This is a genomic window from Methylophilus sp. E2MeOHC9, from assembly GCF_058744375.1.
In genome coordinates, this window is the sequence record NZ_CP196024.1 from 1,092,414 (window position 1) to 1,116,373 (window position 23,960).

Here is a 23,960-nt window from a genome sequence, read left to right on the forward strand (position 1 = left end):
TTTCAAGTTGATACGCATGACGCAACCGTCAGTCTCCACCACTGAGCAATGGCTACGTGAAGCCTTGTCCAAACGCATCCTCATTCTGGATGGCGCGATGGGGACGATGATCCAGCAATACAAGCTGACTGAGGCAGATTATCGCGGTGAGCGTTTCAAGGATTTCCAGGGCCCGGCGGGCGAACGTGAACTGTTTGTCAAAGGCAATAATGAACTGCTGACACTGACCCAGCCGCACGTGATCCAGGAGATCCATGAGAAATACCTGGCGGCGGGTGCTGACATCGTAGAAACCAATACTTTCGGTGCCACCAGCGTCGCGCAGGACGATTACCATATGGCGCATCTGGTGTATGAGATGAACGTAGCATCCGCCAAATTAGCCAAGGCCGCCTGCGAAAAGTACAGCACACCGGACAAACCGCGCTTTGTTGCCGGTGCTTTGGGCCCCACGCCAAAAACCGCCTCTATCTCTCCGGACGTTAATGATCCGGCCGCACGTAACGTCAGTTTCGATCAGCTGGTGACTTCATACCACGAGCAAATCCGCGGGCTGGTCGATGGTGGCGCCGATATCCTGATGGTGGAAACCATTTTTGATACGCTCAACTGTAAAGCTGCCTTGTTTGCGATTGAGACTTTCTTTGACGAGCAGGGCAAGACCTGGCCTATCATGATTTCCGGCACGGTGACTGATGCTTCCGGCCGTATCCTGTCTGGCCAGACCGTGACTGCTTTCTGGCATTCGGTACGCCATGTCAAACCGCTGACGGTAGGCCTGAACTGTGCGTTGGGTGCGACACTGATGCGTCCCTATGCTGAAGAACTCAGCAAAGTCGCAGATACTTTCGTTTGTATTTACCCTAACGCCGGTTTGCCTAACCCGATGTCAGACACTGGCTTTGATGAAACGCCTGATGTGACTTCCAGCCTGGTCAAGGAATTTGCCGACAGCGGCTTTATCAATATCGCCGGGGGCTGTTGCGGTACTACGCCAGACCATATCAACGCCATTTATAACGCCATTAAAAGCTTGCCACCGCGCCAGGTGCCTGAGCTGCCAGTCACGACCAAGCTCTCTGGTCTGGAACCTTTCATCATCGATGAAAGCTCGCTGTATGTGAACGTCGGTGAGCGTACCAACGTCACTGGCTCTAAAGCGTTTGCACGCATGATCATCAACGAGCAATACGAAGAAGCGCTCAGTGTCGCACGCCAGCAGGTAGAAAACGGCGCACAGGTCATCGATATCAATATGGACGAAGGCATGCTGGATGCGGTCAAGGCGATGACGCATTTCCTCAACCTGGTCGCCTCCGAACCGGATATTGCCCGCGTGCCTATCATGATCGATTCGTCCAAATGGGCGGTGATCGAGGCCGGACTAAAGTGCGTGCAAGGTAAAGCCATCGTCAACTCGATCTCGATGAAAGAAGGCGAAACCGAGTTTTTACGCCAGGCCAAACTCTGCCAGCGCTACGGTGCTGCTGTAGTGGTGATGGCGTTTGATGAAACCGGCCAGGCTGATACTTACGCGCGCAAAACCGAGATTTGCAAACGCGCTTATGATTTGCTGGTGGGACAGGGTTTCCCGCCGGAAGATATTATCTTTGACCCCAATATTTTTGCCGTGGCAACGGGGATCGAAGAGCACAACAATTACGCGGTGGACTTTATCGAAGCCACACGCTGGATCAAGCAGAATTTGCCATATGCACGTATTTCCGGTGGTGTATCTAACGTGAGCTTTAGCTTCCGCGGCAACGAACCGGCACGTGAAGCCATTCATACCGTCTTCCTCTACCACGCCATCCAGGCGGGCATGACCATGGGCATCGTCAACGCCGGCATGGTCGGTGTGTATGACGATATCCCCGCAGAATTGCGTGAGCGGGTCGAAGACGTGGTGTTGAATCGCGTGGTCGACCCCGACAATCCGCTGGCGGCGACCGAGCGCATGATCGAGATCGCCGGCACGCTGGTGGCAGGCGGCAAAAAAATCGAAGCCACGCTGGCCTGGCGCGGTACACCAGAGCAGCCGGTACCGGCAAGCAAACGCCTGGAATACGCGCTGGTGCACGGTATCACCGACTTTATCGTGGCAGACACGGAAGAGGTGCGCCAGGAGATCATGAATAACGGTGGTCGGCCTATCCATGTGATTGAAGGCCCGCTGATGGACGGCATGAATGTGGTCGGCGACCTGTTCGGCCAGGGCAAGATGTTCTTGCCGCAAGTGGTGAAATCGGCGCGCGTCATGAAATCCGCCGTTGCGCACTTGATCCCGTTTATCGAAGAAGAAAAAGCGCTGGAAGAAAAACGCACCGGTGTGGTGGCCAAGCCCAAGGGCAAAGTGGTCATTGCCACGGTTAAAGGCGATGTGCACGATATCGGCAAAAACATCGTCTCGGTAGTATTGCAGTGTAATAACTTTGAAGTGGTGAACATGGGTGTGATGGTGCCCGCCGCCGAGATCCTGGCCATGGCCAAGGCGGAGAATGCCGATATCATCGGCCTGAGCGGCCTGATCACGCCATCGCTGGAAGAAATGGCCTATATCGCCAGGGAAATGCAACGCGACCCGCATTTTGTCGAAAACCAGACGCCATTGTTGATTGGTGGCGCGACCACTTCACGCGCGCACACCGCCGTGAAAATCGCGCCTCATTACGAAGGCCCGGTGATTTATGTACCGGATGCTTCGCGCTCGGTCAGCGTCATGCAAAACCTGCTGACGCCAGAAACTCGTGGCGCATACCTGGCCGAGATCCAGGCCGATTACGCCAAAGCGCGCCATCAGCATGCCAACAAAAAAGGCGTGCCCATGCTGAGCCTGGCTGATGCACGCGCCAATGCCGCCAAGGTGGATTTTGCAGCAGCCAATGCGCCGGTAAAACCTAAATTCATTGGTCGCCGTGTGTTTAAAAACATCGACCTGGCACTCATCGCACAATATATAGACTGGGGCCCGTTCTTCCAGACCTGGGACCTGGCAGGGCCTTACCCGGCCATCCTCAAAGACGAAGTCGTCGGTGAAGCCGCCAGCAAAGTATTTGCTGAAGCGCAGACCATGCTGAAACGCATCGTCGATGGCCGCTGGTTATCTGCGAATGGTGTGATTGCCTTGTTCCCGGCCAACCAGGTCAACAGTGACGATATCGAGATTTACACCGATGAAACCCGCAGTCAAGTGGCACTTACCTGGTATGGCATGCGCCAGCAAACACAAAAACCGGTGATCGATGGCGTAGCACGCCCTAACCAGTGCCTGGCCGATTTTATCGCGCCTAAAGGCACCGATGATTACATAGGCCTGTTTGCCGTCACCGCCGGCCTGGGCATGGAAAAACGCCTGGCCGACTATGAAAAGAATCATGATGATTACAACGCCATCATGTTCAAGTCATTGGCTGACCGTCTGGCAGAAGCGTTTGCCGAATATATGCATGAACGCGTGCGTAAAGATTTATGGGGTTATGTCGCAAGCGAGCAATTGGATAGTGAAGCCCTGATCAAGGAAAAATACCAGGGCATCCGTCCGGCACCAGGCTATCCCGCCTGCCCGGATCATACGGTGAAAGCAGATATGTTCAGGGTGCTGCAAGCGGAAGAAATCGATATGCAATTGACGGATAGCTACGCGATGTTACCGGCTGCGGCGGTGAGCGGTTTTTACCTGGCGCACCCTGAATCCAGGTATTTCAGTGTCGATAAGATCGGTAACGACCAAGTGGCAGACATGGCGAAGAGAAGGCATGTGGAGAAGGCATGGTTGGAGAGATGGTTAGCGCCTAACCTTGGGTAGGGGATAGTTGCTTTTATATGTCAGCTTGTGTCCCCGTCTTATCTGGTGCCTGGCTGGCTTTTATACGTCTTTTGATGCTCTTAAACTCAACAATTCTTTGGCATAAACCGCAATGTTGAGAGCCAGAAAACCAGTGCCAATCCGCTGACACCAGCACCTAGCAGGCATACTCCCTGCCAGCCTGATGAGGCATAGACCGACGTAGACACAATGGCGCCTAAACCGCTCCCTGCAGCGTAGAAAAGCATATAGCACCCCACCAGGCGGCTGTGCGCGTGCGTTTGGCTGCTAAAAATCATGCCTTGATTCGTGACATGAATCGCCTGGCCACCAATATCTAACATGATGATCCCGATCACAAGCCAGTAAAGAGAATGTGTGCCGTACCCAAGCGGCACCCATGATGTGAGGAGTAGTAGCAACGCGACCCCGCTGGTCACTTGTCCCAGGCCGCGGTCTGTCCAGTGTCCCGCTTTTGCTGCAATCAGCGCGCCGAGCACGCCAATGAGTCCGAACGCGCCGATAGCGGTATGCGAAAAACGATACGGTGGTGAACTCAAAGGCAAGACCAATGCGCTCCAGAAGATACTAAAAGCTGCAAACATCAGCAATGCAATCGCCCCGCGAATTTGCAGCACACGCTCAGTGCCCAGCAAGGTAAACATCGACACAATCAATTCCACATACGATAACTTTTGCAATGGCCGTGTCTGCGCTGGCAATACCCGCCAGAGAATGACGCCCAGCGTTAGCATCACCATGGCAGAGAGGAAATACACTCCGCGCCAACCGGTTAAATCAGCAATAAAGCCTGCCTGTACTCTTGCCAGCAGTAAACCGATGACGACACCACTTTGTGCGGCCCCAACCACGCGGCCCCGTTCTGCAGGTGCAGCAGCAGTGGCCGCATAAGCAATGAGCCCCTGAGTCATCGCCGTACCCAGCAGACCGATGGCCAGCATGCCCAAAAGCAGTAGCTTGGAGGATGAGGCCACACAAACACTTGCCAGCGCTAAAACCAGTAAAGCTAGTTGCGCCATCATCAACCGCTTCCTGTCCACCACATCACCCAAAGGCACAACCAGGAGCAAGGCTAACGCGCTGCCAAGTTGAGTCGCCGTGACGATGACTCCCACATCTGCAAGACTGATGGCAAATTCAGCAGCCAGAGCGTCCAGTAACGGTTGAGCGTAATACACGTTCGCCACACATAATCCACTGGCACAAGCAAACAGCAGGACTAGCTGGCGAGGCATCGAATGTGCTGGTTTCGATAATGTAGTGTGGTCATCAGGCATATATCAATTGTGCAATCTGGTTTCAAATTAAGACTGGTTGTATTGTAGATGAACTGGTCTTAAAATGAAACCAACTTATATTCGGCATTTATCCCAACCTTGATCATGAAAAAGCAACCAGGAAAACGCATCGAAACCTGTCCGGTGGCGCGCTCGGTAGATATTATTGGCGATCGCTGGTCATTACTCATCGTCCGTAATGCCTTTGACGGAACACGTCGATTTAGCGAGTTTCAGCGTGATCTGGGGGTGGCGAGAAGTATTCTTGCCGATCGTTTGCGTGACTTGGTAGATAAAGGGGTTTTGGAGGTGCAACCCGCCTCCGATGGCACGTCTTATCAGGAATATGTGCTGTCAACGTCCGGACAACAACTATTTACATTAATTGTGGCGTTGCGACAATGGGGCGAACAAAATTTGTTCACAAAAGGCGAAGTACATTCCCAGTTAATAGACAATCTCTCAGGTAACACGCTGAAGTTAATGCAAGCAACGGCGGCGGACGGTCGAATTGTTACTTCGCAGGAAGTAAGTGTTAAAAAAGTGCCCTAGTGATTAACCCAATACCTACTCTGGATTAATAGCTAATGACGAGGAGAAAAGGTATGACGCGAAAGAGGTATGTGCAGAAGACTTGGTTGGAGAGATGGTTAGCGCCGAACTTAGGGTAAGTGATTAACTGCAGATGAAAAAGCGCACAGAATAGTGCATTTTTTGTCTGATTGATTTAGAAAGCAATTCATGGGACTGGGGTATAGATGGATTGGTTGGCGTTTTCTTTCGCCCCTAGGCGAGTGACTTTTCTTTGCTTGCCCAAAGAATAAGTCACCAAAAGAAAGGGCACCCTAGCTTCCGCTTGTTCCCTGCGTTGCTCGCCAAAATAAGCGGTCACGAAACTCAACCTAGCGGCCTGCACACTACGCAGGCCACCGCGGGATTCGGACAGTCGCTCCCTTCCTCCTATTTTGCCTGCGCTACTCGGCGCGTCAGATAGGGGCCCGGTTAAAACCACCACGATGAAACGCTTGTTAAAAGTATGCATTCAGGGCGCTAAGGGACTTCTTTAATTTCTAAAACAAGAGCACCCCACAAACCAACTCCATTGTTTTGTTGGGTGCTCTTGTTTGTTCTATTTCAATGGTTGTGCGGGAAGCGATGTGAGGAGTCTCACTTAAGCAACCGCGTAGTGCTTTTCACGGGCCCCTATCTGACGCGCCGAGTAGCGCAGTCAGCGTGGGAGGTGTCGACCAGCGCCTGTTTGAGCTCCGCAACAAGCCGCGTTGTGTGTGGCTTGTCAGGGCGAGTTTCGCTGGACGCCCACGTTGATGAGCAACGCAGGAAATAAGCGGAAGCTAGGGTGTCTTGTTCTTTGCCTTCTTTCTTATGGACAAGCATAAGAAAGAGGGTCGCCTAGTGGCGAAAAGGTGAGCGGCTAACTATCACAAAACTACTAAGCCAATCAGATGGTTCTTAATCTCGACGAATTAAGGTTTTAAAAACTCTCTGATCGCTACCATCAATCTTTGCGTCGTTCCTCTATGCTGCAAAGCAAACTCCCTCGCCGCGAACGCCATTCTTTGTACTTTTGCCTTATCCGCTGCCAAACTGGCAATCATGCCACGCAGTTCTGAAACTGCACTAATTTGCACCGCTGCATTCGCCGCGACAGCCTCTCTTGTCACCTGTGCAAAATTAAACATATTCGGCCCTAAAATCGTCGGCACGCCCATCGCCGCTGCTTCGATCAGATTCTGCCCACCCAGCGGTTGCAAACTACCGCCCATCACTGCAAAGTCACTCGCCGCATAATAGGCATACATTTCACCCATGCTATTACCTAGCACCACTTGTACATCGTCATTCAGTGTTTGTGACAGCTCCGTACGCAACACATAGCGCAGGCCGCGTGCTTTTAATAAAGTTTCAACTTCGGCAAAGCGTTGCGGATGGCGCGGGACTAGCAACAGCAAAACGTTGCTCTCTTTTACCGCGTCTAGAATCAGCGGTTCTTCGCCTTCACGCGTGCTGGCCGCCATCAATACCGTACGGTGATTACCCAGCAATTCACGTAATGCTAGGCCTTTGGCCTGGCTATCAACCGGTGGCGTGACGTCAAATTTGAGGTTGCCGCATACGATGACATTGTTTGCGCCTAAGGCTTGCAGGCGTTGTGCATCGGCTTCAGTTTGTGCCGCGACCAATGCTAATTGTTGCAGGCCATCACTCGTCAGTTTGCCTAGTTTGGCATAACCGCGGGCAGATTTTTCGGATAAACGTGCACTCAGCAAGGCGACTGGAATCTGCTTTTGTTTTGCCTGGTCTATCAGGTGAAACCACAGCTCGGTTTCCATGATCAAGCCGATAGTCGGCTTGAAATAGTTTAAAAATCGTTTAGCTGCGCCTGGTGTATCAACGGGCAAGTAAGCTTGCAGCACGCGGCCATTGGCAATTTCATCACGCAATATCTGCTGGCCGGTTTCACGTCCGGTAGGCGTGCCGTGCGTCATCAGTATCTGGTGTTGGGGATATTCTTTCAGCAGCGCTTGAATCAGTGGCTGTGTAGCACGCGTTTCACCAACGGAGACGCAATGCACCCAGATCAGGGGCGCGTTGATTTTTGGTGTATATAAGCCGTAGCGTTCAGCCCAGTGCTGGCGGTATTCAGGCTGTTTGAGGCCGCGCCACAGCAGCTTGATTGGCAGCAACAGCGCCACCAGCAGCATCAACAGGGAGTATACGAATTTTGGCATGGCGCTATTCTCGCATATTTGCGCTGACATCTTGCCTGAATGCACCAATCAAATGCATGCGAAACACGAGAGTGATGACTCACCTATGCTTGAAGCCTTATAGCAAAAGTGATTAAAAAAGTGCAAGGTTTATGCACTAAAAAAAGGCATAAAAAATGGGTTGACGTTAACAAAATATAGGCATAAATTATAGTTAATAACACAAGATATAGTGTTTAGTCGGTGATGCGCCCCCAAGCTGAGGGCGCGGCTTTTTTGTGAGTTGTGAATGCTCACCCGGCGTGTTCCAAAGCGAGGTCAGTCGCTCAAGCCTTGGTGCTTACAGGCTGATGCATTAAACCAAATAAGAATCACCAAGGTGTGGAGAAGATCAATGCTAAAAGCCGTTGAAACGAATAAAAAAGCCTATACAGACGAAGCCGTGGTGGAAATCCCGGTGCAGCCTGTCTCGCTGGATATCTGGGATAAAAAATACCGACTGAAAACCAAATCTGGCGAACATGTTGATCTGAGCATGGATGATTCTTATAGCCGTGTTGCCCGGGCGCTGGCCGATGTGGAAACCACCGAAGAGAAAAAAGCCGAGTGGCATGAAAAATTCCTGTGGGCGTTACGCCGCGGCGCGATTCCGGCTGGCCGCATTACTTCTAATGCCGGAGCGCTGGAACACAAACCTGCCACTTCTACCATTAACTGCACCGTGTCCGGCGTGGTGGAAGACAGCATGGACGACATTCTGGGCAAAGTGCACGAAGCTGGCCTGACCTTAAAAGCTGGTTGCGGTATCGGTTACGAGTTTTCCACCCTGCGTCCTAAAGGCGCATTTGTTGCCGGTGCCGGTGCTTACACTTCCGGCCCGCTGTCGTTTATGGATATCTACGACAAAATGTGTTTCACCGTGTCTTCTGCTGGTGGCCGCCGTGGCGCGCAAATGGCGACTTTTGATATCAGCCACCCCGACGTGACTGACTTCATCAAGGCCAAGCGTGAAAATGGCCGTTTGCGCCAGTTCAACCTTAGCTGCCTGATCACCAAAGAATTTATGGAAGCAGTGAAAGCCGATGACGAATGGCGCCTGGCTTTCCCGGTCACCGAAAAAGAGGCGATTATCGATGGCCTGAACGTGAATGACGAGTCACAAGTAGTGTGGCGCGACTGGCCGGTCAAGCATAAATATCTGACCAAGGCCGATGGCCCTGAGGCCGGTAAAGTCGCTTGCCGCATCTACAAAACCCTCAAAGCGCGCCGCCTGTGGGATGTGATCATGTCTTCCACCTACGATTTTGCCGAGCCAGGCTTTATCCTGATCGACCGCGTCAATGAGATGAACAACAACTGGTTCTGCGAAAATATCCGCGCTACCAACCCGTGCGGCGAGCAACCATTGCCACCTTACGGCGCCTGCCTGCTGGGTTCAGTCAACCTGACCCGGTTTGTGCGCCAGCCATTTACTGTCGAAGCACATTTTGATTGGGACGAATACCGCGAAGTGGTCGGTGTATTCACCCGCATGCTGGATAACGTAGTTGAAATCAACGGCCTGCCACTCGAACAACAGCGCCAGGAAATCGCCCGCAAACGCCGTCACGGTATGGGTTACCTCGGTTTGGGTTCCACCCTCACCATGCTGAAAATGAAATACGGCGAAGAAGATTCAGTGAAATTCACCGAAGAAGTCACCCGCATCATGGCCGAAGTCGGCTGGGAAGTCGGCGTACAACTGGCTGATGAAAAAGGCCCGGCGCCTATCATGGACGAGAAGTTCGAAGTGACTGCCGACATGCTGCGCGTGCGCCCTGAAATGGCCGCCGATGGCATCAAGGTCGGCCAAAAACTGGCCGGTAAAGTGTTGCTGGGTAAATACAGCCGCTACATGCAGCAGTTCCCCGAAGGTTTGCGCAACCAGATCGCGACCAAGGGCGTGCGCTTTACGCACCACAGCTCCATCGCGCCAACCGGCACCATTTCACTGAGCCTGGCCAACAACGCCAGCAACGGTATCGAGCCTAGCTTTGCCCACCACTATGCCCGTAACGTGATCCGTGAAGGCAAAAAGTCGAAAGAGAAAGTCGATGTATTCAGCTACGAGCTGCTGGCTTACCGCGAACTGGTGAATGCGAATGCCATGCCGTTTAGCGACAAACCAGAAGAGCAATTGCCGGATTACTTCCTCGATTCATCCACCATCATGGCAAAAGCGCATGTGGATATCCAGGCCGCTGCGCAAAAATGGATAGATAGCTCCATCTCCAAAACCATTAACGTGCCTACCGATTACGACTTTGAGGATTTCAAAAACATCTATCTCTACGCCTATGACAAAGGCCTGAAAGGTTGTACGACTTTCCGCTTTAACCCGGAAGCGTTCCAGGGCGTATTGGTGACTGAGAAAGATCTGGAAAGCACCACCTATAAATTCACGCTGGAAGATGGCACTGAGATCGAAGCCAAAGGCAATGAAGAGATTGAGTACGATGGCGAGATTCATACGGCGGCCAACTTATTCGACGCCTTCAAAGAAGGCTACTACGGAAAATTTTAGTGTTTGCCTGCTGCGCTCGCCATTGCGGCGTTAAAAAGCAGTTTTAAATCCTCATGTACTATTTGTACACTCCGGTTTAAAACCGCTTTTCGCCTGGCACTGGCTTCGCTCGCGACGGCAACCATCTAAAATTTAGGTATTTTAGAAGATTGAATTTAATAAAGAATTGATTACTCCAATAGGGAGAACAACATGGCAATCAAGATCGACAAAAAAATCACCGCCTACAAACTGGTGACCGATGAAGACAAAAAAGCAACCGAGGCCGCAGCAGCGGCTGCAACGAATGTTATCCAGATGGGCGAACCGCTAAGCCGCCCGGATATGCTTGTGGGCAACACCTACAAGATCAAAACGCCGGTGACCGAGCACGCGCTCTACATCACCATCAACGACGTCATCATGAACGAAGACACGCCACAAGAGCACCGCCGCCCGTTCGAGATATTCATCAACTCCAAAAACATGGAACACTTCCAGTGGATAGTCGCACTGACCCGCGTCATGTCCGCTGTGTTCCGTAAAGGTGGCGATGTCACTTTCCTGGTAGAAGAGCTGAAAAGCGTGTTTGAACCTTCAGGCGGCTACTTCAAAAAAGGCGGCAAGTTTGTGCCTAGCCTGGTGGCCGAGATCGGCGAAGTAGTAGAAACCCACCTGCAAGAAATCGGCATGCTGAAAAAACCGGGCCTGGACGAACACCAGCAAAAACTGGTGGAAGAGAAAAAAGCCGAATACCTGGAAAAACATGCCAAGGCAGGTGATGAATCCAACGACGAAGGCTTTCCCAAAGGCGCGCAGCTTTGCAAGAAGTGTAATACCAAAGCAAGCATACTGATGGATGGATGCATGACCTGCCTGAACTGCGGCGACAGCAAGTGTGGTTAATCAAAAAGGGGCGTTAAGCCCCTTTTCTTTCGTTACTACTCATGCCTTACCAGCGATAAGTTGCCGTCAGCATTGCACGACGAGGTTCTCCGTAATAGCAACTGCCAAAAGAACAATTTGCAACGTACTCTTTATTGGTAAGGTTACGAACATTGAAAGCAAGATTCCAGTGGCGTAAATCGTATCCTACTAAAGCATCAAGCAAGGTAACAGAAGGGAGTTTTTCTGAAGCCGTATCGAAGTTTCCACGGGTGCTGCCATTGTATCGTGCGCCAAGCCCAACTTTGATGCCATTCGTAAACCGGTAATCATTCCAAATCGCAAGTGTGTTTTCAGGCGTGGCAATTGCGGGTGTGCCAACTTGGTTAGCATCCGCACTTTTAGTAATTTCAACCTTTGGCGTGTAAGTGTAAGCCACAACCATATTCATACTTTCAACTGGCTGAGTGTGCATTTCCAGTTCGAAGCCACGCACTTGTATCTGGCCAATTTGGCGAGGACTAAAAGTGATAGGGTCGTAAGTAATGAAATCATTACGCTTCAAATCGAAAATAGCAGCGCTATAAATTTCTTTGCTTCCGGTTGGCTGATAGCGTAGCCCTACCTCATATTGACGTCCAGTTTCTGGTTTGAAGCTTTGGAGCGTTACGGGGTCTAGTGTTGCTGTAGGTACAAAAGACTCAGAATAACTTATGTAAGGCGCTAAGCCATTATCGGAAAGATAAACTAAGCCGGCACGCCCGGTGAATCTATGATCGGTAAATTGTTGCGACCCACCACTGATTCGCTCTTCTTGATCAATCTTTGCCGTGTCGTACCGGCCGCCTAACGTAGCAACCCAATGGTCATCCCATTTGATCTGGTCTTGAAGATAAACACCTGTTTGCGCCAGCTTTATCCGCACATCACTTGAAGGGTCGCCAACAGGTATAGCTTGCGTATTATTGGGAGCAGACAAATCAAGATCTGGAGCATTGCCAGAATATGACTCATAGCTGTCTTTAACATGCTGGTAATCCAGACCAAGTAATACAGTATGCTTTGAGTTACCAAATTGGAAATGTGACTGCACCTGGTTGTCTATCGTAAATGCTTTCAGCTTTTCTGGGCTGCCGGTCATGCTTCGGGTGATGAACCGAAAATTATCTGGATCAGAAGGATTTCCGGCATTTACTGTTTGATATGCTCCTCCATATACCTGCCAGTACTCTAAATCTATTTCGCTATAACGTGCATTTTGTCTAAACGTGAATTGGTCATTAAATTGGTGTTCAAATAAATAGCCCACGTACCATTGCTTTTGATTAAAGCGGTTGAAGTTTTTATCGCCAGGAAAGGTGTTATATGAAAGTTTATCCCCTGATGGCGTTCTCAATAATGTGCCTTGCTCGGGAAGCGCTCCTGCAAATACGCCAGCATCAGAATGCATATACTGTGACATCAGTGTTAGCGTGGTCTTATCAGATGGTTTGAAAGTAATTGAAGGCGCAATGAAAACACGATCATCTTCCATGTGCTGGCGTGGAAGCTCTGCGTCTCGTAACAAGCCTGTCACTCGATAAAGCACAGAACCATCCTCATTCAATGCGCCTGAGAAGTCGCCAGCTATTTGCTTACGATCAAAATTACCCAATTGAACCTGTACCTCTCTGATTGGCGTTTCAGTAGGTCTTTTACTTGTCACATTAATTAAACCACCCGCTGAGTTCTGCCCATACAATATCGAAGCAGGACCTCTCAAAATTTCCATGCGCTCGATGCCATAATTCTCGACTTTCCACAGCGCAAAATTGCCTGAGTTTCGCCATTGCAAACCATCTTGATAAAATCCGGGTGAGTAAGCATCAACACCTCGTAATGCGATCCAGTCATATCGTGAATCCGGCCCGTATGGCGCGATATTTACACCAGGTGTATAAGCCATCCCTTCTTTAAGTGTTTGTGCGCCAATAGACTCAATAAAATCTTTTGTCACGACAGAAATAGATTGTGGCGTTTCAACAATCGGCGTATCTGTCTTCGTTCCTGTGGCAGAACGTTTTGCTACATACCCTTTGACGGGGCTCCATGCGGTTTCTTTTTCGACTGATGCCGTCACCTGGACTTCTGGCAGGACACTTTCTTTTGCAGGTGAAAGAATAATCGCATAACGCTTATCACCACGGTGCTCCACCTGCAAACCAGAGCCCTTAAGCAGGGCTTCCAGCCCATCCTGTACATTAAACTTTCCCTGAAGCCCGGGGCTTGACTTTCCCTCTGCCAGCGAGGCATTTGCAGATAGGAGAATACCTGACTCAGCAGCAAAGCGATTCAACACCTGACTAAGCGTTCCTGCGGGGATATGATACTCATGCACCTCGGTGGTGACTTCTGCTGCGCGTAAATTGGCAACGTTGCAGGCACTTCCCAGAATGATGGCAATCAGTGCCGCTCTTACATGATGAGCGACTTGTTTTGAATGATGTGTTTTCATTTTTACTCCCTGAAGATTACGAAATGCGTGATTACATATCTAATCCGAACAAGGGATATAAAAAGGGAACCTGATTTGAAAAAAACCTGAAGTTATTACGACCACTTAATTCTTTGGCAATAACTCCATATTACCCAGCCCATCAATGCTCAGTCGGATTGATAAGCTATTGGCAACTTCGGCCATGACGATTGGGACATTGCTGAATGGATATACGCCCATCACCCGATGATGGGCCAAGCTTCTAGCAACAGAGATTTTCTTAGTTGTGTAATTGGAGAGCTCAGCGACAAAGTCCTCTAGTTTAGAGTTGTCTGCAATGAGCATGCCACGGGTCCACGCTTCCCGGGCGGGCGATGCCGGTTCAAAATCATGAATAGACTGGTTATCGAAATAGGCTTGCCATCCTGCATCAACCACCTTAGCGCTTCCCCGAGTAGGTGTAATCGCTACTTGACCCTGGTAGACAGCAAGTAAAGTTTTTCCGGATTCCTGGCGTACCGTGAAACGAGTTCCCAAAGCCGTCAAACGACCATGTTGAGTATCAACAACTAGTGGACGTTGTTTTTCATCATGGCCCGATTGAAGCAGGATCTCGCCTGCTAACAAAGTGATGCGTCGCAGTGCCCAGCCGTATTCAACCTTTGCCTGACTATTGGCATTTAGCCAAAGCTTTCCGTGATCAGTTAATGCAACCATTGAGGTCTCGGCTGTGGGCGGTCTATACGTTTCATTTGTTGCTGTCAGTGTAGTAACCCAATCCTGCCAAGGGCTGTATTTTTTAATCAGCATCAGACTGAATACAGAAGCACCTGCAAATCCTAATACCTTCATGAAATCTCTTCTGGAAGAAGATTGTCTCAGTGCATCGAAAGATGCAGACTTGCTGGCGATATCATTAAGTTTTTGGAGTGAGGCATGGACACTTTCAACTTCTTGCCAGGCAAATGCATGAGCCGGGCTTGCTGCCAACCATGCTTTCCATGCTTGATGATCACTCTCATTAGCCCGTGCGTCATTGAGTACAGCAAACCATTCTGAGGCTTGTTGCAAAGCAAGATGTTCAGCAGCCAACATTAACCTTGCTCCTCATTGAGCGTACGGCGCAGAAGTAAGCAATGCATCATTGAAGTCGCCATATACTTTTTGATCATGCGTTCTGAAACACCTACGATGTCGGCAATTTCTTTGTAATTAAACCCATGAATTTGAGAGAGTAAGAAAGCCTGCTTGGCTTTAGGATTTAATCGGTTAAGCATTGCATCAATTCTCAATAAGGTTTCAATGACGATGGCTTTTACTTCTTGAGAGGCATAACTCTCATCACCGGATACGCTGAGGGCTTCGACATAACGCTGTTCTAATACCTGCCTGCGCCATTGATCAATGATTAACCCTTTAGCAATACGGACTAGGAAAATTCTTGGGGTAGATAAATCCTGTAATGCCTCATGCTTTAACAACAGCCGCAAGAAAGTATCCTGAGCTATATCAGCTGCGTTATGAGGGCAGCCCAGTTTTCTATTCAACCAGCTAAACAACCAAGTATGGTGACTTTTATATACGATTGAGATCGGTAGCTCGGACGAATTGGCCATGATACTTTTTAAATGCTTAGATGATAACAATTCTCATTCTAAAGCTTTAACTTCTATCTGTCCAAAATTGTGAAAGCAATGATTTCTAAGATGGGAAATTAAAAAGATATTGGAAGCTGCAGAAGGAGTAGTATGTGCGGTTAATCAAAAAGGGGCGTTAAGCCCCTTTTTCTTTTGTGGTCTGCACCATAAGTTGCATTCAGACCTTATCAGTAAACCATTCAAACGTTAACTGCCACCTATCGCCAATTCCAATTCATCAACCTCCACCGGCTTTACCAAATGTTCGTCAAACCCGGCATCCAAAGCACGTTTTTTGTCCTCAGGCTGCCCATATCCGGTGATGGCAATCTTGCGCACGTTTTTGCCTAACGCTAACTTGCCAAGTTGCGCTACCAATTGGTAACCATCCATGTCAGGTAGGCCGATATCAATCAACATGATATCTGGCTTGAAACTATCAATACTGGAAAGTGCCTCTTGAGCACTATGCACAGCCATAGAAACATGCCCCAGTATCCCTGTGATCATCACTAGCGTATCGGCTGCATCCACGTTGTCGTCGACAATCAAAATGCGCACTGGCGCTGATTCGGCTATGCTGGCCTGGTGATCAGTCGCCGTTGAAGAGACGATACGCGGCAGTCGAATTTCGAATGTAGAGCCTAGCCCCTCACCCATACTGAAAGCGCTTACACGGCCGCCATGCATGGCAATCAGGCGTTGCACAATCGCCAGGCCGATGCCCAACCCTCCCTGGGACCTATCCAGGGTCACCTGGCTTTGCACGAAAAGCTCGAAAATCTGCGGGAGCATTTCAGGGGCAATGCCGCTGCCCGTATCTGCCACTTCAATGATCACTTCAGCCTCTTCACTGCGGACATTGATCTTGATTTCGCTATGGGTTTCAGAATATTTGATGGCATTGGTAATAATATTCGCAACGCATTGCACAAGCCGTGCCATATCTCCTTCTACAAACAGTGAAGTAGGGGATGTGATCGTCAGGTGCTGTTGCTTGGCCTGGAGCTGCGGCTCGCACATTTCAACCGCCTGGGCGAGCACGTCAGAGATATTAATCACTTCTTTTTGCAGGTGAATATGGCCTTGCGTGACGCGAGATACATCAAGCAGGTCATCAATCAGCCGCGTCATATGCTTGGCTTGTCGGCGGATGATAGAGGCGGGCGTAGCCACCGATTCATTGGTCTTGGAAATGTGCCAGAGAATCTCGCCTGCCGTCACAATCGGGGCCAGGGGGTTACGAAGCTCGTGGGCTAACATGGCAAGAAACTCGTCCTTGCGCTTGTCGGACTCTTTCAGCGCTTCAATCAATTTGACTCTTCTGGTAATGTCGCGGAAAAGGACAGCAACGCCATCCCCAACCTTAAAAGCCCGTGCCTCAAACCAGAATGCCCGGCCATCCGGGAATACATAATAATGTTCCAGGAACTTAGGCTGCCCATCCAGTTGGACTTGCCTGTACATTTTGCCAATGTCAGATTCGTAGGTTTCCGGAAACTGCTGCCATTGATTAGCGCCTAGCAATTGCGCGCGAGGAATGTCTACAAACCTGCAAGTCGCGTCATTCACTTCAATAATGTTGAAGTCCTGGTCAAACAGGGCAAACGCTTCATCCATATTCGTGATCACGCCACGGTGTCTGGCTTCGCTTTCTGCGACACGCATCTCAACCAGTTTTTGCGCCGTCACGTCCACGGTAATGCCGTCAAAATGGATAGGGCTACCGTCAGCGTCATAATCGGTGCCGCCGAGCGCCCGGATCCACTTTACCTCACCCGTCATGGGGTTCACGGTGCGATAAATGATGTCGTAGGCATCCCGGCTGCTGATGGACTCAGCAATCGCAAGCCTGGTCCGTTCCCTATCATCCGGGTGTATCCTGTCGTAGAAATCTTCGATCTTGACCGCCGCTGCAGGCTCTATGAAAAAGTGATTTTTTACCTGCGCGTCCCACTCGAGCACATCAAAGGGCAGGTCGCAGTACCAAAAACCCACATGCGAGAGGCGGCTTGCGTATTCGAGGCGCCCGCGATTGAGCTTAAGCTCTTTATCTAACGTATCCCGTGCAATGCGCTCACTGGAAAACACCTGGTTGAAGTAATCCACAGATTCGGCAATCGCCTGATCAAGCGCCTCGTTAAAGCGCGTCACATCCTCTATGGCCGTGGCATCGGATAACGGCGTATTACTCATTGCCCATAAGCGCATCACTGAGGCACGCAGGGCGCGATATTCGCTCACAATCTGGGTAATAGAAAATCCGTCCTCTGCCCTAATCCTTCCATGTATTTCAGCGCCTGTTTCCGGTGACAATACTGGCGGTTTCGTGGAACGGGTGGCACTGGTTTGTGACTGACGCAAGTCTTCGGCAATCGCACGTAGAATTTCAGAGCGATGGTCCCGTCCCGCAAGTGCGTTTGTGTTTGCGGCAGATGAAAATTGTGACGCGACGAATGCATCCCACTCTTTCAGAATGTTGTCCAAATGTGAATCGATTACATCAGCCATCCGCATGGATGCGTCCCCTTATTACTAACCTAATCAATGTTTAACTACTTCTAAGCCAATTTTATAGCGTTACTTGCATCCCATGCGAATTTTGTGAGTTGTCGAATTGACTATACAAAGAAAGCGGTCTGAGTAAATTTGGCGGCTAGGGCTTCACAGTTGAAGTCGCTGAAAAAAAAGAAATCATCGCCAAAGCCCAGGAAAAAGTCGCCGCCCAAGTGGTTTTTTCCACCAGCGCCAACTCAGATGAAGCGCCAGTTGAAGCATCCAACAAACCCGTCGATCAAAACTTTAAAGAAGCCACTCTCAAAACAGAACGCGTTGCTCCGCAGATATTGCCATCCGCAGGCTGGGTTTTCCTGGGGCGCGTGGATAAAAATAAAACCCAATGGCAAGACGGTGGCTCACCCACCACTACCGCAACATGGCCGATTAAACCCGATGATGTGCTGACGGTAAAGGATGACGTCTACACTCGCGCAGTCACTAATGATCAATGGCATTCCAAAGCGCCGGTGACTACGGTTTCTAAGATAGGCGATAAGCTGAAGGTGGTAGAGCTGGATTATTCTTCAGCTAAAGCTGGTGGGTTTTTCGTTTGGGCTAAGGTTGTGCTTCAGTCTAGCTAAAGTATTTGAATATATGCATGGCTTGCTTGAACTGCTGAAATAGTAGTTGAGGTTAAACTAAGAGAGAGGTTTCGGCCTCTTCTTTATATAATTAGATGCTACAAAGGACATTCCTCAACTGAACTCGCAGCCGTGCTGCTTTAGCTGTATGTCATGCTATTATCGCTGTGCTATGCTGGTGGTGATCAAGTTTGCGTGCCTGTTACTTATCACCAAGGAGGAGGCTTGAATTTCACAATTGACGACATTCGACAAGCGCTAGACGTTGCGCCACAGATAATCAGCCCAAGCGGAATTATTCACCAGGATACGCTAGCCGGGCTCGAAGGTACTGTTGATTACTCTATTCACTTGGGATGGGATCTTTTGATCGCAAACTTGTGTGATCGCACATGGGGTACATTTAATGTTGCACTCCTTCGTCACATCCGAAAGCTTGAAAGTGAAGGCGTAGACATAGCTCCGATTCTGGAGTCTGCGCAACTCGAAGACAACCATTGGCGCTGGCTTGATAAGACTTTGCACTATCGAGGTGACAGCTACAAGTGGTTTTTTCTGATTGCGGAAAACTACCCTCAGGCAGCTTGTCTTGTCTATCACCCAAAAGCCAGTGTCGTTGGCGCGGGAGACATTTTCTATGTTGAATATATTGCTGCTGCACCCTGGAATCGCGAAAATGTTTTTGCTGAACGCATTTTTAAGGGGGTAGGACCAAAGCTTCTGAATCGCGTCATTAGCTATGCAAAAGATGACTTGAAACTCCGGCCAGGATTTTCGTTGCACTCACTTCCAAAGGCTGTTCAGTTCTATGAAAAGATTGGTATGACGGCTTTCCCCCAATATGATAAAGGGGAGTTGAAATTTTTCGAATGGGTAGATACTCAAATGCAAGCGAAAGGATAATTCAATGCAAATCCTTACTAAACTTGAAGATGATTTCCCGTGCCCTGCCTCTTCAGCGGTTGATGCACGTAAGTATTACGACGCATTTCTTAAAGCCGAAGCAATCCTGTCTGCGGCGCCTAAGCAATATCAAGCCTCTGGTGAAGAGCGCCTCCCAGAATTGATGAGTTTTATATATCGCGGTGGCGATGCTGTAGTAGCGCTTTACCGGAAACGCGACGACGCCTCAGAAGTGTTGAGCAATCTTTGGTTGTCTTCGGTCCGACAGACGGCTGGATGGTATGTGGCAGCTAACTCCACTCCAGTGTTTAAGAGCTTAGATAAAGCTATACTCTCCGATTTACCTAGACGATTTCAGGACCCGAAAACGCTAACACAAATCGGTCCATACTTAGCATTTCACGGTATCGTTTTCCTTTGGGAAGATTCAATTCCCTCAATGAAACTAGACGGTGCTGTGCTTTCTCTTTCATCGGGGCAAATTGTTATAGCGCTGAGTCTGAGATATTCACGCCTAGATCATTTCTGGTTTACTTTGATGCATGAGCTCGCGCACGTGGTCCTGCATGCTGACCAGTTAGATAAGCCGATACTTGATGATTTTGATTCCGTTTCAGAGAGTCTTATAGAGCAGCAAGCCGATCGCCTAGCATCGGATAGCTTGATTCCAAGAAACGAGTGGCGCAGTTGCCCTGCTCGATATACGAACTCAGCAGACGATATCGTTAGCTTTGCGCAACGGCTAGGCATTCCATCTCAATGCGTTGCGGGTCGCTTGCAAAGAGAGCTGGGTCGATATGATTTATTCTCCGAAATTATTAATAAATATAATGTTAGGGAGATTTTGAATGGCTCTAAAATATAACTACACGCCTTTTTTTAAATTTAAAACTAACGAAGTAGCCGGTCTCACTGCACTCAGTTCAGAGTTGAAGGCTCAAGTGACTCCTTTTTTTGATTTGCCTAGAAAAAATGGAATGACTAGAGTCGATTTTGAGAAATTGGTAGACGCTTGCTACAAAAAGGCAGAGAAATATTTAAAAGATTTCCCTTATATCTTCATCGACTCATTTGACATCCCGGATACGATTGCGAAACACGGCTCGCCAAATTGCAGAGTCGTAATCGAAGCATTCAAAGATTTTGAATATGTTCCCATACTGGGGTTAGATCGTGCCTCCGATCATAACCAGGCGATTTTTGATGCGAAGATTGATGATGAACTAATTTCAGACACTATAGCGGTGCGCTTTCAGTCCGATGAGTTCGCCTCCTTTGATTTGATCGAAGATGAATTGAGTGAATTGATTGCGGCCGGTGCGGAATTATTCTCCAACTGGATTTTCATTTTTGATTGCAGAGCCTGCTTGATAAGCAATCGAATGAAACTGGCGGCGGATGTTGCAAATTTTGTCTCAGCAGTAAATCAGAGTATTAAGGTAGAAAAGTACATTATCGTTGGCTCTTCCGTTCCCGCAACTATTACAGATATTGCTAGGCCAGGTGATGAGTCGGTTATAGCTAGGGCCGAACTCGAAATTTTCCATGCTGCTCAGGCAATGGTTGGTACCATTCCTCTGTCACTAGGTGATTACACCATCGTGAGTCCAACTTACTCAGAGCTTACGATTGCACCGGAGTTGATGCTTAGCGTAACGGCGCCAAAGGTGTTTTATGCATTTGAGAACTACCACTACATTGCCAGAGGTGGGCGCATAAAGACCAATGGGTACGGTCAATACGATGACATTTGTGAGGAGATAGTTAGTAAAAGCTTCTACCGAGGAGCCCCTTACTCATGGGGAGACAAATTCATTCAACAACGGGTAGACGGTGATCGAGAGAAGAACGTTACCCCTTCAACGATTCTGAAGCCAACAATCTGTGCTCATGTTGCCTATATGGCCATGGATTACCCGGCGTAATATCGGACAAGTTGCGGGTTGAAAGGGCTAGTCCGACACTCTCATTGATCACGCTTGTTGGGGAGCTCATAGCGATGAGTTTCGCAATCTTCTGTTTATTCATTCTTTCTATAGATGCAGTGGTGGTAACAGGGAATTGCATCAATTCTGAGCGCCATAAGCTCAACAATGCTATTTCAGGGAGATAGCACGGATTTCTTGTAGCGCCACGCACATGCTTGAGGATCACAGAACCGTTGTAGGAAGGATTAGCCAGCACGATTCCCCAATGCTTGGGCGTAATATTCTCAGCTCTTCTTAAGTGATTTGTAGTTGTAATCAGCGTTATTTTAGGGAACGCTTGGTCATAAAAATGTGATTGTCGGACGATACGGTTTATTGAGTCGGTTTCACCTTTTATTTCATAGCAGTGCATTGTTTTGTATACCGCAACAACATCTGCAATTGCATTGCCGTTGCACACGTGAACCTCCTCCAGAGTTGCACGCGGTGGATTAGATCTTCGACCTAGATTGTCTAGGAGTGCAATTCTAATTTCTTTATCTGTCAGTTTTTGCATGGTGAGGCGATTTCTTTACTGCTCCAGTCGGTGCTTAATAGTGTAAGGCTAAAGTTGCCGCTCAAGAAGTTTCTCACATTCTCCCAGATAACGGCTCATCATGCTCGCCCATTAACAGGGCACAGATCACAGTTTTAAAAGTAATCGGTGGTTAAAATGGCTATCGTAGGGCGAGTGAGTTTAACCTGATCCGCCGAACATCAATCCAAGTGTAATGAAATGTCCTTACATTCTGCGCATGACTCCGAACAAAACTAAAGATCAGACTCCTTTAATCTTAATACTTAAGCCAATCCCATCCATTGTGTGGTACCAAGAGCCAAAACTTGTACCGCCTGTTGATATGTAGCTGTGGCAGGTAGATGTTTACCAAGCTGGTGTAGCGAAATAAAGCCGGGATCCAAGTGGACATCTTTTTCACGAAATATGCTGTGCTCTTTGGCGTAAGTTTCCGCCAACGCCCTAAGCAATTCTGCAAGTGGTCTGTTCGGGTCGCCATAGGCCACTTCGTAATATTTCACATTGGCCGTCAGCAGCGAAGTAGGGCCGTCAATTGGCACGTTGCCAACCGCATAATAGCCTGCAATCGCTCGCAGACTTTTTAAGTGATGTTCTTTGCCAACAAAGTGGATGGTTTCACCGCGTGCTTGTAGCTCTTTGATGCCCACAGCCATGTCTTTTGTGGCAGCGTAGATAAGCGCGGCATAATTGTCAGCGCTTTTTCTGGCAAGGCTGTAGTTGATCATGGCGGTGCCGTTGTGATAAAGCTCCATTGCGCTGGTGGCGGCTACTTCGCCTTGTTCATCCAGCACCACTGAAACTGCCATTTTGGTGCCGTTTTCGTTACCACCCGCTAAGGCGGCAAGCCAGTTTTGCAATTGCTCGGCAGGCCATTCTGGATACTGATCTCTGGCAAGCCCGAATTCTTGCGGCAGCAGACTGGTTTGTTCGGCCACACTCAGGTTTTGCAGCCGCACGGTGATATATGTTGGCGGCAGGTTGAAGTCGTAGATCACTATCGTCGCATCCTCTTTTGCTACTCGCGCTTATTATGCAACGGCGGCGTTAAATCTTGTCTTGCGTGTTGGTATCAAAGTCGCTGGCAGCATGGCGTTCACGCAGTTGCTCGGATGGCTCTCCGGTGGTGCGATTGACCATGCGGCCACGTTGCACTGCAGGGCGCTCAAAAATCTCTGCTGACCACCGCTTGAGGTGTGTGTAACTCTCAGCATCTAAAAACTTGCCTGCATTGCCGTACGCTTCATTGCGCACTAATGTGCCATACCAGGGCCAGACGGCCATATCCGCAATTGAGTATTCATCGCCGGCGAGAAAGCGATTGTTCGCCAGGTGTTTATCCAGTACGTCTAACTGCCGTTTGACTTCCATCGCAAAGCGATCGACTGCGTATTTGATATGTACCGGTGCATAGGCATAAAAATGCCCGAATCCTCCGCCCAGGAAGGGGGCAGCACCCATTTGCCAGAATAACCAGTTCATTGTTTCGGTGTTTGATTTGTGATCTTTTGGCAGAAAGGCATCAAACTTTTTTGCCAGGTAAAGCAGGATGGATCCGCTCTCAAACACACGGGTGGGTTCAGCGGTAGAGTGGTCCACCATGGCCGGGATTTTAGAATTAGGGTTGATATCGACAAAGCCGGAGCCGAATTGGTCACTATCGAATATTTTGATCAGCCAGGCGTCGTATTCAGCGCCTTGATGGCCTAGCGCCAACAGCTCTTCGAGCATGATGGTCACTTTGACGCCATTGGGTGTGCCTAATGAATATAGCTGTAGCGGGTGCTTGCCGACGGGAAGTGCTTTTTCATGGGTGGCTCCAGCGGTGGGTCTGTTGATACTGGAAAATGTGCCGCCGTTTCCTGGCTCCCATGTCCATATTTCAGGAAGTTGGTAGCCTGCAGGAAAATTGTTTGCGGGTGAGTTAGACATAAAGATTAAGACCTTTGGCTGAGGAAAGTGAAGGCGAAAATATTGGTGTATATATTAAGTAAGAACATTCTAATGACATAGTTGATCTGCACAGTGTGACTGAAGTTACCT

Annotated in this window: 17 protein-coding genes; 8 read left to right on the forward strand and 9 right to left on the reverse strand. The window is 49.2% G+C overall.

The window, feature by feature from the left end:
- Positions 1-16 precede the first annotated feature (16 nt).
- A complete protein-coding gene (gene metH / locus ACSSVF_RS05195; RefSeq protein WP_492405894.1) occupies positions 17-3,805 on the forward strand; it encodes a methionine synthase in 3,789 nt (1,262 codons plus the stop codon).
- 86 nt (positions 3,806-3,891) lie between these two features.
- On the opposite strand, the gene ACSSVF_RS05200 is transcribed toward metH, so the two are convergent.
- Positions 3,892-5,061, reverse strand: coding sequence for an MFS transporter (locus tag ACSSVF_RS05200; protein WP_492405895.1), 1,170 nt, complete (start codon positions 5,059-5,061; stop codon positions 3,892-3,894).
- A gap of 147 nt (positions 5,062-5,208) precedes the next feature.
- Here ACSSVF_RS05200 and ACSSVF_RS05205 point away from each other — a divergent pair, with 147 nt between their 5' ends.
- On the forward strand, positions 5,209-5,655 hold the full coding sequence (locus ACSSVF_RS05205; protein WP_492405896.1) for a winged helix-turn-helix transcriptional regulator: 447 nt from the start codon (positions 5,209-5,211) through the stop codon (positions 5,653-5,655).
- A 932-nt stretch (positions 5,656-6,587) separates the two neighbouring features.
- Here the strand turns inward: ACSSVF_RS05205 and waaA are convergent.
- Entirely contained in the window at positions 6,588-7,853 is a 1,266-nt protein-coding gene (waaA, locus tag ACSSVF_RS05210; protein ID WP_492405897.1) for a lipid IV(A) 3-deoxy-D-manno-octulosonic acid transferase, read from the reverse strand.
- Between the two features lie 373 nt (positions 7,854-8,226).
- On the opposite strand from waaA, the gene ACSSVF_RS05215 reads away from it, so the two are divergent.
- Both ACSSVF_RS05215 and ACSSVF_RS05220 read left to right on the forward strand, forming a co-directional pair.
- Positions 8,227-10,395, forward strand: a complete 2,169-nt coding sequence (locus ACSSVF_RS05215) for an adenosylcobalamin-dependent ribonucleoside-diphosphate reductase (RefSeq protein ID WP_492405898.1) — start codon at positions 8,227-8,229, stop codon at positions 10,393-10,395.
- Positions 10,396-10,587: 192 nt separating this feature from the next.
- Positions 10,588-11,280 carry a TSCPD domain-containing protein gene (locus ACSSVF_RS05220; protein ID WP_492405899.1) on the forward strand — a complete coding sequence of 231 codons (693 nt, stop codon included), beginning with the start codon at positions 10,588-10,590 and terminating at the stop codon, positions 11,278-11,280.
- 46 nt (positions 11,281-11,326) lie between these two features.
- Here the strand turns inward: ACSSVF_RS05220 and ACSSVF_RS05225 are convergent, their stop codons facing one another.
- The 4 genes from ACSSVF_RS05225 to ACSSVF_RS05240 form a co-directional block, all read right to left on the reverse strand.
- Entirely contained in the window at positions 11,327-13,753 is a 2,427-nt protein-coding gene (locus ACSSVF_RS05225; protein WP_492405900.1) for a TonB-dependent siderophore receptor, read from the reverse strand.
- A gap of 105 nt (positions 13,754-13,858) precedes the next feature.
- Positions 13,859-14,830, reverse strand: coding sequence for a FecR domain-containing protein (locus tag ACSSVF_RS05230; protein ID WP_492405901.1), 972 nt, complete (start codon positions 14,828-14,830; stop codon positions 13,859-13,861).
- Positions 14,830-15,351 carry a sigma-70 family RNA polymerase sigma factor gene (locus ACSSVF_RS05235; protein ID WP_492405902.1) on the reverse strand — a complete coding sequence of 174 codons (522 nt, stop codon included), beginning with the start codon at positions 15,349-15,351 and terminating at the stop codon, positions 14,830-14,832. The genes ACSSVF_RS05230 and ACSSVF_RS05235 overlap by 1 nt, the downstream gene beginning before the upstream one ends.
- 228 nt (positions 15,352-15,579) lie before the next feature.
- On the reverse strand, positions 15,580-17,883 hold the full coding sequence (locus tag ACSSVF_RS05240; protein WP_492405903.1) for an ATP-binding protein: 2,304 nt from the start codon (positions 17,881-17,883) through the stop codon (positions 15,580-15,582).
- Between the two features lie 218 nt (positions 17,884-18,101).
- On the opposite strand from ACSSVF_RS05240, the gene ACSSVF_RS05245 reads away from it, so the two are divergent.
- The 4 genes from ACSSVF_RS05245 to ACSSVF_RS05260 all read left to right on the forward strand — a co-directional run bounded on the left by ACSSVF_RS05245 (position 18,102) and on the right by ACSSVF_RS05260 (position 21,340).
- The gene (locus ACSSVF_RS05245) at positions 18,102-18,512 is read left to right on the forward strand and encodes a hypothetical protein (protein ID WP_492405904.1); all 411 of its coding nucleotides are present in this window, start codon (positions 18,102-18,104) and stop codon (positions 18,510-18,512) included.
- A 153-nt stretch (positions 18,513-18,665) separates the two neighbouring features.
- Entirely contained in the window at positions 18,666-19,415 is a 750-nt protein-coding gene (locus ACSSVF_RS05250; protein WP_492405905.1) for a hypothetical protein, read from the forward strand.
- Positions 19,416-19,419: 4 nt separating this feature from the next.
- Complete coding sequence (locus ACSSVF_RS05255) at positions 19,420-20,280, forward strand: ImmA/IrrE family metallo-endopeptidase (RefSeq protein WP_492405906.1); 861 nt, start codon at positions 19,420-19,422, stop codon at positions 20,278-20,280.
- Positions 20,264-21,340, forward strand: coding sequence for a beta family protein (locus ACSSVF_RS05260; protein ID WP_492405907.1), 1,077 nt, complete (start codon positions 20,264-20,266; stop codon positions 21,338-21,340). The genes ACSSVF_RS05255 and ACSSVF_RS05260 overlap by 17 nt, the downstream gene beginning before the upstream one ends.
- Here ACSSVF_RS05260 and ACSSVF_RS05265 read toward each other — a convergent pair.
- The 3 genes from ACSSVF_RS05265 to yghU all read right to left on the reverse strand — a co-directional run bounded on the left by ACSSVF_RS05265 (position 21,267) and on the right by yghU (position 23,849).
- Positions 21,267-21,899 carry a sce7726 family protein gene (locus ACSSVF_RS05265; protein WP_492405908.1) on the reverse strand — a complete coding sequence of 211 codons (633 nt, stop codon included), beginning with the start codon at positions 21,897-21,899 and terminating at the stop codon, positions 21,267-21,269. The genes ACSSVF_RS05260 and ACSSVF_RS05265 overlap by 74 nt on opposite strands.
- A 284-nt stretch (positions 21,900-22,183) precedes the next feature.
- Positions 22,184-22,915, reverse strand: a complete 732-nt coding sequence (locus ACSSVF_RS05270) for a hypothetical protein (RefSeq protein WP_492405909.1) — start codon at positions 22,913-22,915, stop codon at positions 22,184-22,186.
- A 49-nt stretch (positions 22,916-22,964) separates the two neighbouring features.
- Complete coding sequence (yghU, locus tag ACSSVF_RS05275; RefSeq protein ID WP_492405910.1) at positions 22,965-23,849, reverse strand: glutathione-dependent disulfide-bond oxidoreductase; 885 nt, start codon at positions 23,847-23,849, stop codon at positions 22,965-22,967.
- Positions 23,850-23,960 lie beyond the last annotated feature (111 nt).